Source organism: Psychrobacter glacincola (assembly GCF_904846075.1).
In the GTDB taxonomy this organism is placed as follows: Bacteria; Pseudomonadota; Gammaproteobacteria; order Pseudomonadales; family Moraxellaceae; genus Psychrobacter; species Psychrobacter glacincola_C.
The window spans coordinates 790,681-804,385 of the sequence record NZ_CAJGZH010000002.1 but is presented as its reverse complement, the minus strand read 5'-3'; the positions used below and the strand labels follow the sequence as shown (position 1 = coordinate 804,385).

The 13,705-nt window shown below is 43.5% G+C and carries 10 protein-coding genes; 2 read left to right on the top strand and 8 right to left on the bottom strand.

Going from position 1 to position 13,705, the window contains the following annotated elements; all coding sequences use genetic code 11:
* Complete coding sequence (locus JMW85_RS09505) at positions 1-1,344, bottom strand: glutamine synthetase family protein (RefSeq protein WP_201581591.1); 1,344 nt, start codon at positions 1,342-1,344, stop codon at positions 1-3.
* 467 nt (positions 1,345-1,811) lie between these two features.
* Between JMW85_RS09505 and JMW85_RS09500 the strand changes: the two genes are divergently transcribed.
* Positions 1,812-2,552 (top strand): gamma-glutamyl-gamma-aminobutyrate hydrolase family protein, encoded by a 741-nt coding sequence (locus JMW85_RS09500; RefSeq protein WP_201581590.1) that lies wholly within the window; start codon positions 1,812-1,814, stop codon positions 2,550-2,552.
* Positions 2,527-3,282 carry a cupin domain-containing protein gene (locus tag JMW85_RS09495; protein WP_201581589.1) on the top strand — a complete coding sequence of 252 codons (756 nt, stop codon included), beginning with the start codon at positions 2,527-2,529 and terminating at the stop codon, positions 3,280-3,282. The genes JMW85_RS09500 and JMW85_RS09495 overlap by 26 nt, the downstream gene beginning before the upstream one ends.
* A gap of 163 nt (positions 3,283-3,445) precedes the next feature.
* Here JMW85_RS09495 and JMW85_RS09490 read toward each other — a convergent pair whose 3' ends face one another.
* From JMW85_RS09490 to carB, 7 genes are all read right to left on the bottom strand, one after another.
* Positions 3,446-4,795, bottom strand: a complete 1,350-nt coding sequence (locus JMW85_RS09490) for a glycosyltransferase (RefSeq protein WP_227681771.1) — start codon at positions 4,793-4,795, stop codon at positions 3,446-3,448.
* 149 nt (positions 4,796-4,944) lie between these two features.
* Positions 4,945-5,817, bottom strand: a complete 873-nt coding sequence (locus JMW85_RS09485) for a TIGR03915 family putative DNA repair protein (protein WP_201581588.1) — start codon at positions 5,815-5,817, stop codon at positions 4,945-4,947.
* A 57-nt stretch (positions 5,818-5,874) separates the two neighbouring features.
* Positions 5,875-7,143 (bottom strand): putative DNA modification/repair radical SAM protein, encoded by a 1,269-nt coding sequence (locus JMW85_RS09480; protein WP_201581587.1) that lies wholly within the window; start codon positions 7,141-7,143, stop codon positions 5,875-5,877.
* A gap of 124 nt (positions 7,144-7,267) precedes the next feature.
* Positions 7,268-7,882, bottom strand: coding sequence for a hypothetical protein (locus tag JMW85_RS09475; protein WP_201581586.1), 615 nt, complete (start codon positions 7,880-7,882; stop codon positions 7,268-7,270).
* A 184-nt stretch (positions 7,883-8,066) separates the two neighbouring features.
* Entirely contained in the window at positions 8,067-9,035 is a 969-nt protein-coding gene (locus tag JMW85_RS09470; RefSeq protein WP_227681769.1) for a hypothetical protein, read from the bottom strand.
* A 480-nt stretch (positions 9,036-9,515) separates the two neighbouring features.
* On the bottom strand, positions 9,516-9,992 hold the full coding sequence (gene greA / locus JMW85_RS09465) for a transcription elongation factor GreA (protein ID WP_045445504.1): 477 nt from the start codon (positions 9,990-9,992) through the stop codon (positions 9,516-9,518).
* 395 nt (positions 9,993-10,387) lie between these two features.
* Positions 10,388-13,657, bottom strand: coding sequence for a carbamoyl-phosphate synthase large subunit (gene carB, locus JMW85_RS09460; protein WP_201581585.1), 3,270 nt, complete (start codon positions 13,655-13,657; stop codon positions 10,388-10,390).
* Positions 13,658-13,705 lie beyond the last annotated feature (48 nt).

Sequence of the window (13,705 nt, the reverse complement as noted above, 5' to 3'; positions counted from 1 at the left end):
TCAAACATCCTGTAAATAGGTGAGGTATTCAAGGTTGGTCACTTGCTGAGCAAAGCGTTTGGCTTCTTGCTTTTTGACCGCGATCAACAGCTCAATCATCTCGCTTGGGAACAGCGAATCAATCACATCACTGCTTTCAAATTTGCGGATGGCTGAGAGCCAGTCTAGTGGCAAGGTCTTAAGCTCTGCTTCGTCGTAAGTAATACTATTAATGGGTTCTGGCGCTTCTAGCTTGTTTTCGATGCCATACAGCATACCTGCCAGTACCGCACTACAGACCAGATAAGGATTGGCGTCAGCGCCAGAGACACGGTGCTCGATACGGCGTGCTTTTGAGTCACCACCAGGGATACGTACTGCCGCCGTGCGGTTTTCATAACCCCATGACACATTGTTTGGCGCTAGCGTACCGGGTGTAAAGCGGCGATAAGAATTCACATGTGGGGCAAATAGCAACGTGCAATCTGACATGGTCTTTAACAAGCCGGCGACTGCATGGCGCAAGATATCTGAGCCTTCATCTGACCCATCATCAAAGACATTATTACCGTCTTTATCTAATAAGCTGCAATGCACATGAAAACCATTACCCGACTGCAGACCAAAAGGTTTTGCCATGAATGTCGCGGTGAGTTTACGGCGAGCAGCGACGGCTTTGACGACCTGTTTGAACAAAATCGCATCGTCAGCGGCTTTCAGTGGATCGTCTACGTGTAATAAATTAATCTCAAACTGACCACAGCCATTCTCTGCCAAAGCGGCATCTGCTGGGATATCGAGCTTTTTGCACTGTGCATAAACTTCGTCTAAAAATTCATCGAATTGTAATAGATCATTGATACTCAAAATTGAGGTTTTATTCAGTCTTAGCCCGCTTTTGGGGCGGATAGGTGGTCTTGGCGTTTCGCCTTCAGTATAGTCAACCAAATAAAATTCCAGCTCAGTGGCCATCACTGGAGTCAAACCAAGCGCTTTGAATTTTTTGCTAATGTAATCCAAAACGTGTCTGGCATCACCGTAATAAGGTTCGTTATTTTCTGTATAAAGCCAAACGGGCAATAGCGATGAAGGCGCACTGGTATTGAGAAGTGGATAGGCGGCACGACCAGTAGGACGGGCAATGGCATCTATATCGCCATTACATTGAGAAGACTCGATGACATCAGCACCCCAAATATCAACGCCTAAGATAGATAAAGGCAATCGTATCGCACCGTTTTCTGCTTTTTCCATTTGATTGAAAGGGATGCGCTTACCACGAAGTAAGCCATTAATATCACCTGCCGCAACATAAACGTATTCGGTGTTGTTTGCAGATTCGACCATTCCATTGGTTGTCATCATGTCTATTCTTCCTATGAATTTTTAGAATTACTGGGATTATTGTCAATACGGATACTGCTGGCGCATCGTCTTTTAGTGATATTTCTAACCAGTGCTTGGTAAAACAGCGATTGATTACGTCTTATTTAAACAGTCTTTATGTGTCTCTTTAGGTTTCTCAAAACAGATTTTATTAATAATATGAATTCTTTATATTTCGCTGTTCTTAGCCCTTAACATCGAGATATAAACGTCAACCCTTGTTTAATGTCTCGCTGATGACTTCCAATATAGGTGTGAAAAATATAGTTGTCAATTTTTATTTAAAATTATCTCAAATTAATGCATTTATTCGATTTTATTATTATTATCGGCGATATTGAAATTTATAGTTTACATTTTATGAGATGCTGTGTTAAGTTTTAGCTAAATAAAGGATTGAACAATATAGACGATGAGGTCTATTTGTTATAACTAGGGAAGACGGTATGAAAAATTCTAGACCTATTATTGCTATTGTTTCTTGTCATAAGATGGTTGATGGGCAGCCAGCACAAGCGGTGTATCAAAAATATATCGATGCCGTGAATTTTTATGGTGGCAATCCCATACTGCTGCCAAATACTGCTGCCGATAGCGAAAACTTTGAGGCGCTACTGAATATCGCAGATGGGATTTTGTTAACGGGCAGTTATAGTAACGTGGCACCAACGCGTTATGGCGCGACGCATATCGAAGCGAAACAAGACTTAGGTCGTGATGAGCTGAGCTTTAAATTGTTGGATTATGCAGACAAGACTGGCACTCCATTACTAGCGGTTTGCCGAGGTTTGCAAGAGATGAATGTGCATTTTGGTGGCACGCTACATCCTGATTGGCGGGAAGTAGAGGGGTTTTATGAGCCACATTTAGAGGACAATACTCAGCCACTTGAAGTGCAGTATCAGCCAGTTCATGACGTGATTATTCAACCAAATGGCAGGCTTGCCGCCTTTGGTGAAAAATGGCACGTTAACTCGCTACATAAACAAGCAATCAATAAAGTGGGCGCGCGTTTATTGGTTGAGGCTCTAGCGCCTGATGGTTTGGTCGAAGCCATCAGCTTGTTGCAACATCCATTTATGATTGGTGTACAATGGCATCCTGAGTTAAATTATGCACAAGACGACTTGTCCAAATTTCTATTCGCGGAATTCATTCACTATGCCAGCAAACCCCAAACTGAATAGCACTACTGAAGGCAATGTAGACAATGCCAGCACTGACATTGATATTAATAGCAGCATTGACGCTGATGTTGCCAGCGATAAGGCTGATATCGATACAGATGACGGCATCAGTGGTGATGATGAAGATGAGCTGACAGACTCTGAGGCAGCGATGTCAGCCGAAAATGATGAGTCGCCAGAAGAGGATATCGGTAAAAAGATCAATCAGCTGCGTCTCGCAAAAGGCTACTCGCAACGTAAGCTTGCGAAATTGTCAGGATTAACCAATACTTCTATTAGCTCCATTGAGCGCAATAAAGTCAGTCCAGCAGTGAATACGCTAAAGGCAATTTTGGCGGTATTGGGTTCTGATTTGACCACGTTTTTTAGCGATGAATGGAAGGAACCAAAGGCGAGAGTCGTAGTAACGCCAAAGGATTTGTTGGAGTTGAGCGAACCGAGTAGCAGAGTGTCGCTAAGACAGGTATATAACTGTAGTACCACCAAGAATTTGGGTTTTTTGATTGAGGTGTATCAACCGAACAGCTCAACGGAAGAAAAAATCGCCCACGAAGGTGAAGAGATTGGCACCGTTATTGAAGGCAAAATTCTTATCCGTATCGATGAGACGACGTATCTCTTAAACCAAGGGGATAGCTACGTGATTGATACCATTCGCCCGCATACTTTTATCAATCCTACTGATGGCGTGACTCGCATTGTTAGTGCGCACACCCCGACGACTTATTAGGTGAGCATTTTAATAGCCATTTAAGTTGATGTTTAAATAACCATAGTGATTTCCCGCGCTGCTTCTAAAAGTAGAAGCCGCGTTTTTTTGTATGAAATAATTCATTGTGAAAACACGCCCTAGCAGGCTGTTAGATATTAGCCTAAGTAACAAAGTAATAGGCTTACAGGTCTTTATGATTTTGAAGCGTTTCTGCGTCAGTAGGCGAATTTGAGGGACTCATCGCTTTAGGTTTTTCTTTGATAAGCTTTACTTTAGTTTGTTTATCGGCTGGTGCAAGCGCGACATAAGCAGACTCAGGCTTCTTACTAGTGGGTTTAGAGGATTTTTTTAGCGTCTTGTTAATTCTTTTGACAGCAGCGGCATCGCTCGCAGCTTGTTCCTCTGCGAGCGAGTCGTCGTATAAACCTTGGTAGACAGCGAGGGTTTCTTCAATCATCTCACGCATGGTGAATTTATTGGTCATTTCAGGGCGTGTGATGCTTTCTAATTGATTTCTCACGGCTTTACATAGCGCATTGGCATTGTATTTTTTGACCAGCCCTTGAGGATATAGCGGTTGTAAAATCTCACTAAATGCGGCCTGATCCCAACCAATAACGGGCGTGCCTAAATGAATCGCTTGTAAGGCGTTGATGCCGATTGATTCAGGCTCATTAGCAAGTGCCATGACGATATTGGCGGCTGAGAGCCATTCACGCATGTCATTACGTTTGCTACCTACATACGTAATGCGATCAGCCAACCCTAGTGTATTGGTGCGTTGGCGGAAATCTTCATGCGCGACGTCACCATCTCTATAATCATCATCCATGATAATGACGTGGATGTTAGGGAACTGTTCTTGCAAGTTGCCCAAAATATCAATCAGCCATTCCTGACCATATTCGTTACCAATAATGGTTGGAAATACCAGCCACTTTTTATGCTCAAGCTCAGGATATTCAGCAAAAGTATGCCGTAACCAATAAACAGACGGATTATGACGATAAGGATAGCGGCGCGTATCGATACCACGGTAGATGCGTTTGATGACTTTGGGGTCGGCATCTTCTCGGCGCAGGCCTTTTTTTAGATAATTGGTCACACTATCGGAGACGGTAATGATGGTATCGACATCAAGTAGGGCTTGAGAGTACTTATTGATCGGATAAAAACCATACATGGTTGACACTAGCTTTGGTATCCGTTTGACACGGGCGCGGCGCAATGCCAAATGCAGTATCCATGCAGGTGTGCGTGAGTGCACATGGATCACGTCAGGATCGTACTCTTCAATTAAACGCCGCAGCGCCGTGACTTGTAGTAACGACAGCCAAGACTTTTTATTCATATGCAGCTGATGGTAGTTATTACCATCACGCTTGAGGCGTTTGACCAGATCATTATCTTCATCGGCGCTAGAGACGATGATGGAGGTATGGCCATTTTTGACCAATGCGCGTCCAAGATGAAAAATACCGCGCTCGGATTCATCATGCTTTAAAGACGATAATAAGCGCATAACTTTCATAATGGCATTGGTGACCAGTTGATAATAACAAGTGGCTATTGTCAGTTAAAAGCTGCCAAAACTCAACCATCAAGATAAAAAGATAAGGTTATATGGTCGAGTTTTTAAGAGAGAGACGCATAAAGGCTTGAATCGAAGGATAAGAGTCATTAACGACGTTTCTGTAAATGCTCAGCATTGGGCAGTACTTGTTTTTCGCTTAAGTATTTCCAATAGCGCTGCGGCAAGTATTGCTTATGCAAACGTGGGTTTTTACGCTCTTTGATGTTGACGTTGGTAAAGTAACCTTGCCAAAATTTTTGATAGCGCTGCTCATCCTCGCTATGAATACTGGCAGGATTGCGCAGCACGGTATCATCTAAATCAGTGATGGTTTGCAGGGCAGCGGGGCGTTTAGGCGTGCTTTGGCTCTTGTCATAATAAATGCCATAGCCACGGGATAAATCATAAATCGCCCAGTGTTGGTCTTGGTAGCGCTGACGAAAATGCTCGCCAATCAAAGGCAAGACATTAAAATCCGGCTCCACTCGCGCAAAATAGATATCGTCAGTGGTATGCTCAAAACGTACAAAGGCTTCCATACGATGTTTCTCACGACCGACCGATTTGACAGTTTGCACCAGCTCTAAGACATTGAGATTACCCAAGTCTTCCATAATATGGCGGCTAGGGTAGTCAATGGCATATTTGACCACTTGAAATAGAGTCGTACCGATATTGTCTTTTTCGGATAAAAATCCCCAGAGAATATTGCGCATACCTGAACGACCTAAGAGCTTATTCAGCTTTATCAGTACGCGTTCGGCATTGTCTTCATCGGTAGTAACGCTAGTCGCTTGTGCGATTAATGAAGGTACATAGCAGTCTTGAGCGATTAACTGTAGAGAATCATCGTTTTGCAATTTATTGGCATAGACATAAAATACCGCACTTAGCCAACCCTCAAAACTTGGCTCATAAAGCACAATGTTGGGCGTTAAGTGACCGACAGGATAGTCGTGGCTTTGCAGCAGTTGTGACATCTACACTCCTATTTATAATAGTAATTACTGAAACAATGCTAATTACAACAGTGCTATTTAAAACAGCGCTAGTTGACCGTTGCGTTGATCTTTATATTTGGTCTGCGTCTGTGCCAATATATATTGCCGGAAGTTATTACGCGTTAAATGCGCTAAATGTTCGTTCTTACCTGTCGTCGCGATAAAGTATTTGGCGCGATTGACCGCCGCGCCCATCTTTTTCAGATGATAAAGCGTCAACTGATTAAACTTGCGCGCCTTCACTATTTTTTTAGCCGTCTTAGTACCAATGCCCGGGATACGCACAATCATCTCATAGCTTGCGGTTTGAATATTGACCGGAAAATGCTCACGGTGGCGGATTGCCCAAGCAAGCTTTGGGTCGCAGTCTAAATCTAAAAATGGCGAGTCTGGTTCAACGATTTCATGGGCGCCAAAGCCATAAAAACGCATCAGCCAATCCGCTTGATACAGACGGTTTTCACGTATCATCGGCACTGGCGTTCCAATGGCTGGCAGGCGACTGTCGGACAACATCGGTACATAGCCAGAATAGTAAACGCGCTTAAGATCGTACTGTTTATAAAAATGACTCGATAACTGAATTACTTGCAAGTCAGTCTCGTTACTCGCGCCAACAATCATCTGACTGGTTTGACCTGCTGGCACAAATTTCGGTGCTTTCTTATGGGTTTTACGGCTCTCTTTGATCGTAATAATTTCAGTTTTAACCATTTCCATTGGCGCTTTTAATTCATCATGTGATTTTTCTGGGGCGAGCAGTGCTAGACCTGATTTGGTCGGAATCTCGATATTAACGCTTAAGCGGTCAGCGTATAATCCCGCTTCTAATAGCAGTTCTTTTGATGCACCGGGAATGGTCTTTAAATGGATATAGCCATTAAAGCGTTCACGTGTCCGCAATATCTTAGCGACCTCAACCAGTCGTTCCATCGTATAATCGCCACTTTTAAAAATACCTGAGCTAAGAAACAGCCCTTCGATATAGTTACGGCGATAAAACTGCATGGTTAAATCAACGACTTCCTCGACGCTAAAAGCAGCGCGTGGGGTGTCATTGCTTTTACGTGAGGTGCAATAAGCGCAGTCGTAAATACAATGATTGGTTAAGAGGATTTTTAACAAGCTGACGCAGCGACCATCTTCAGTGTAGCTGTGACAAATACCAGTTGCAGAAGCATCGCCCAGACCACCGCCTTGGTTTTTGCGCGTACCAGCGGAGGATGAGCAAGAAACATCATATTTAGCAGCATCCGCTAAAATATTGAGCTTGCCTTGTAGTCGTTCATAATTGATGGTGGCCATAATTGCGATTTACCAATTCATTCATAGGTTGTTATTTTAGCAAATAAGCTTGTAAGTCACTGGAATTATTGAAGAAATATTGATTTCATGCGACAACTATTGTCGTGCTATTTATGAGATTTTTTTAATTATGAGAGCAGGGATTAGGCAACGTTTGAACCACTTCTTCTGAGAAGTATTCTTTGACAATGAGACGTCCTTTTTTATCAAACTCGACGTTGTACTTGGGGTAAGCTGCAAAAGCGTCTGGGTCATAGGTCGAAGGAAAATCGATTTCTTTATCTGAAAAAAAACGGCTAGCCGTCCATAATTGTTTATCATTATTATATCTAACGCTACACCGACTGTTTAGGTCAAAGGTGAAATAACGGCCAAAGTATTGCTCCTTGCCGCCACGACCAAATAGCATGTTAGCACCGCACGGATTGCCACAGCCGATATAGACATGATAAGTATCTTTATCGATTTTTTTAAGCGAAGTATGGTTCCAGCCGTAATGACCTATTCCATCCATAAGCACAGTTTCTATTACTTCGCCATTATTTAACGTTTCGCTTTTAAGGATATAACCATCATCGCAAAATTCATTATCGTTCTTAGTTATATATGCAGTACAAATTTTCGACATATAAAAGATAGCGTCAAATTTTGGTTCGGCAGCTTCAGCCCAAGATATAGAACTAAAAATACAGCCATAAATAATAAAAGCCAATGAATAGAGAGGAGTAAATTTATACATGCAGATAATGACCGGATATTTGTTTTGAGTTAAGAGCACTATAGCAAAAGGTTGGTTGTTAAGGAATAAGGTACACTCATCAAAAAGGTCTTGCTGACTAGGAAATTAGCCGGCAAGACCTTTTATTAATTTTAAGATTTATTAAATAACAATATTTTCAAATCTAAACTTTAAAATCTAATTTTCACTGAACTTTCGCACGTATTACAACCGTTTGCGGTGCGTTAGCAGGAAGATCTACCAAGTTCCATTTGAGTCCAGAGTAATTTTCTGTGATAACTACAGTATTGCCAACTTGTTGGATAGTCTGATAACTGTCGCCGCCTGTTGTCGCAAGCGTTGGTAGTGGGCTATTCAATGATACCAATTGCACGCCATTTGGCAGTGACACCATGGCATTGATGTCAGTGACGGGTTGTGCCGTGGTATTGGTATAAGTGGTGTGGTATTCGATGATGTCGCCAGGTGCGATATGGTTCGCAGGTACAGCCACTTCGCGACCATCTTTATTTTTTAATATTTTCATCACTTTGGTTTGTGCATTCACCACGTCAGGCGTACTAAAGGTCGGGGTCAGTTGCAGAGCATCTAAAGACGTAGATACTATTTGCGTCGTTGCAGGTTGGTTCGTCACTACGGTTGTCGTTGGCGTATTGATGACTGGCAATTGGGTAGCCGTCGTCACAGGCAATACTTGTGTCACGCTAGTCGTCGGCACGGCTATGACATCAACTTTGCTTGTTTGATTGGTGACTTGGTTGGTCACAGGTACGCTTGTAACCGTGGTGCTGCCTTGGGTGACGACCGTATTGCTCGCACCATTACTGGCTACTTGGCGAACCGTATAGCGTGGAACGTTAGTTACTTGAGTCACAGCATAAGGCATGCCGTCTTGCATAGTGATGCCGTGTGGTGTCGCTGTAATGGTCGCGGTTTTACCGTCAGAATACTGCTCAACGACGGTAGTGCTACTACCAGCAGATGAAGTGATGGCGATTTCAGGCGCAGCATGTGCGGTAGATACCGTCAATAAAGCGCCTGCTAAGATTGTTGGAATAGCAGTGCTTATCACGCTTTTTTTGATGAGGCTGTGCTGGGTAAACGCCCTCTTATTTATAGTTAGTAACGCTGGCATATCGATGTGTATGGTCATAATAGATTCCTTTAAGATAACAGTAAATAAAGCCGCTAATGTAGTAGCAGAAAGCAAAGCGTAAAAAATAACGCTTAGAAAACAACACCTAGAAAAGAAAAACCCCCGTCAAATGAGCATGTAAACCATGTCAAATAACGAGGGTAAAGATACTAATGATAGCCAACGTTCGCTATCTCTCCATCATTATTTTAGTCAGTTGTTAAGCACTGATGTCTAATGCTTATCATGAAACACTTGTAATCAGCACAAGGCTCAGCATCTATACTCGAGCAATTATGCGCTAAAACAAACAGACTAAAAAAGCAGCGTTGTGTAACTTCTGCTGTATGAATAATGAGGTTGTGTACTATTTTCTACGCTTATCAGCTAAGCAAGCTGCTGGCTTATTCGCGTTAAAATACTGCTGTCATCAAAAGCTTTTTATCAAAGAATTACTATCAAAGGCTTTCTATCCAGATATTTATCAAATAAGAAAAATTAATCGTAAATCACTTTCATGATTTCGTATTCGACCACGCCTTTTGGCGTTTCAATACGTGCTTCATCGCCTTCAGACTTACCAATCAAACCACGTGCGATCGGTGAATTGACTGAGATTTTACCCGCTTTAAAGTCTGCTTCGTCATCACCAACGATTTTGTATTGTTTTTCTTCTCCGGTGTCCATGTTTTCGATAACGACGCTCACGCCGAATATCACACGACCATCTTTTGGTAATGTTGCAGGATCAATCACTTGCGCGCCGCCAAGTTTGGCTTCGATATCACGGATACGCGCTTCACAAAAACCTTGCTGTTCGCGAGCAGCATGATATTCAGCATTTTCTTTCAAATCGCCGTGTTCACGGGCTTCAGCGATAGAAGCAGTGATGCGTGGGCGGTCGATACTTTTTAACTGTTTTAATTCGGCTTCTAGAGCCGCATGTCCTTGCGGAGTCATGGGATAACGTTGCATGTTTTTTCCTTAAACCAATAACACCACACCATCTCCTACTCTTAGTGAATAGTGAGATGGTGTCAGTGTTGTTGCAATGAGTATGTGAAGATATAAAAAGAATGAGGTTTAGACTGCGTAACAACTAAACACGCGCTTATCTGTGAGCATGGATACACTGACAAACAAGGCACTTTAACCTTACGTAATAAAAAGCATAGTCGCAGTTTAGCCACTATGCTTTTTAGGTCTATCTTTTTAAAACTTTATTTTTTTAAAGTACTGCTTTTTTAAGCCGTACGTTTTTTCAAAGCCCTATTGTTATATGAAAATCGATAACAAGTTTTGCATCCGCTGTTAAACGAGCGTTGCCGTTATGCTTAATCTACTGAAATTATGCTGCTAAGTCAATAGAGCTAAGCAATAGTCTTTGCTTGTTCGTGCAAATCTTGTAGCTTATAGACCTCAAACGGTAGGTCAATGGCATAAGATTTACAAACCGCGTCTGCCGCCCCTAAAGTCGTCACATAAAATACTTTACCTTGCAGGGCGCTACGGCGGATAGAGAATGAATCCTCTTGTGCCTGTTTGCCTTCAGTGGTATTGATAATAAGGTCGATTTTACCATTTTTCAAGGCATCGACGATATGCGGGCGACCTTCGGTAACTTTATTGATTTGCTTGCACTCAATACCGGCGTCGCTCAATATTTTTTGCGTACCAGTGGTTGATACAATGTTAAAACCAAAGTCGACAAGCTGGCGAGCGATAGGGGCGATTTGTGCTTTGTCACTATCACGTACTGAGATAAAGACAGTTTTGGTTTCGCCTTCGGTCGGTAGACCTGGCAGACGCTCATTACTACCGATAATGGCTTTATAAAATGCTTCGCCAAAGGTTTTACCAACGCCCATCACTTCACCGGTTGATTTCATCTCAGGGCTCAAGATTGGATCAACGCCAGGGAACTTCGCAAACGGGAATACCGCTTCTTTGACCGCGAAAAATGCCGGAACGATTTCAGTGGTAAAGCCTTGGTCTTTCAATGAGGTGCCAGCCATACAGCGCGCCGCGATTTGCGCTAAAGAAGTACCGATGCATTTAGAGACAAACGGCACGGTACGGGCAGCGCGAGGGTTCACTTCTAAGATATAAATCGTTTCACCTTTTACGGCAAACTGTACGTTCATTAAGCCGACAACACCAAGCTCTTTTGCCATGGCGACCGTTTGCGCGCGCATCACATCGCACAGCTCATCAGACAATGAGTAAGGTGGCAATGAACAGGCTGAGTCACCAGAGTGCACGCCTGCTTGTTCGATATGCTGCATGATACCGCCAATCACGACGTCTGTACCGTCGCTAACGCAGTCTACATCGACTTCGATTGCATCGTCTAAGAAGCGATCTAGTAGGACGGGCGCTTCGTTCGATGCTTGAACCGCCGTACGTAGGTAATGTCTTAACTCGTCTTCGTTATAGACAATTTCCATCGCGCGACCACCAAGTACATATGATGGGCGTACGACCAACGGATAGCCAACGTCTTTTGCCTTGACCAAACCATCTTCTAAGCTCGTCGCTAAAGCATTGGTTGGTTGGATAAGATTCAGCTGTTGAATCATATGCTGGAAGCGTTCGCGGTCTTCAGCGCGGTCAATCGCATCTGGGCTAGTACCGATGATTTTAACACCAGCAGCTTCAAGGGCGCGCGCCAGTTTCAATGGCGTTTGACCACCAAACTGTACAATCACACCATCAGGATTTTCGATACGGACGATTTCTAACACGTCCTCTAACGTGATTGGCTCAAAGTAGAGACGGTCAGAAGTGTCATAATCGGTTGAAACCGTTTCAGGGTTACAGTTGACCATGATGGTCTCGTAGCCGTCTTCGCGCATAGCAAGGGCTGCGTGTACACAGCAATAGTCAAACTCGATACCTTGACCGATACGGTTAGGACCGCCACCGATAACCATAATTTTCTTGTTATTTGTTGGGTTGGCTTCGCATTCGCTATCGTAGGTTGAGTACATATAAGCGGTGCTGGTGGCAAATTCTGCTGCACAGGTATCGACGCGTTTATAGACTGGATAGACGTTTAAGTCCCAGCGCTTTTTACGTAGTTGCTTTTGTGAGACACCAAGGAGTTTTGCTAAACGCAAATCTGATAAACCTTTACGTTTAAAGCTGCGTAAGTTCTTCTCAGTTAAACCACCAAAACCTAACGCTTTAACTTGTGCTTCAGTTTTCACGATATCTTCGATTTGTACCAAGAACCATGGATCGATTTTGGTTAAGTTGAATACTTCATCGACGCTCATACCGATACGGAAAGCATCCGCAATATAATAAATACGTTCAGGCGTTGGAATGGTTAAGCGATTATGAATCTCGCTACGGGCTTTGTCAGTACTAAGGCTACCGTCTTTGATAGCAGCAAAGTCAATTTGCTCATCAAAACCATCATTGCCAGTTTCCATGCCGCGTAATGCTTTTTGCATCGACTCTTGGAAGTTACGACCAATCGCCATCACTTCACCAACCGATTTCATTTGGGTTGATAAAACACTATCGGCTTGTGGGAATTTTTCAAAGTTAAAACGTGGAATTTTTGTGACCACATAATCAAGCGCAGGCTCAAAGCTGGCTGGCGTTTTGCCACCCGTGATGTCGTTTTGCAATTCATCTAGTGTATAACCAACGGCCAATTTAGCCGCGATTTTGGCAATCGGGAAGCCAGTAGCTTTTGATGCCAATGCTGATGAACGTGACACGCGTGGGTTCATCTCGATGACGACCATGCGACCCGTGTCAGGATTAATACCGAACTGGACGTTTGAGCCGCCCGTTTCCACACCAATCTCACGCAGTACGGCTAATGACGCATTACGCATGATTTGGTATTCTTTGTCTGTCAGCGTTTGTGCTGGTGCAACCGTAATAGAGTCGCCTGTATGCACACCCATTGGGTCAAAGTTCTCAATCGCACAGATGATGATGCAGTTGTCGTTTTTGTCACGAACCACTTCCATCTCATATTCTTTCCAACCGATAAGTGACTCATCGATCAGTAATTGATGGTTTGGTGATAAGTCAAAACCGCGCTCACAAATCTCGATAAACTCATCGCGGTTATAAGCGATACCGCCACCTGAACCACCCATCGTAAATGAGGGACGAATGATACATGGATAGCCCATTTTTTCTTGGGTTGCAAAGGCTTCTTCCATGGTCTCAGCCGTTTCAGCGCGTGGACACTCAAGACCGATACGTTTCATGGCTTTATCAAACAAGTTGCGGTCTTCTGCCATCTCGATAGAGTCTTTGGTCGCGCCAATTAGCTCGCAATTGTATTTGGTCAATACGCCGTGCTTATCTAATTCTAGGGCACAGTTTAGTGCAGTCTGTCCGCCCATCGTTGGCAAGATGGCATCAGGACGTTCTTTGGCAATGATTTGCTCAACCGTCTGCCAAGTAATTGGCTCGATATACGTCGCATCCGCCATGGTAGGATCGGTCATGATGGTCGCAGGGTTTGAGTTGACCAAAATGACGCGGTAGCCTTCTTCTTTTAGCGCTTTACACGCCTGCGCGCCTGAATAGTCAAACTCACACGCTTGACCGATGACGATAGGGCCTGCGCCAATGATAAGAATGCTTTTTATGTCGATACGTTTTGGCATAGTTAGGGCTACCTTCGTTAGTATGATATTTTAATTGATTTATATTCG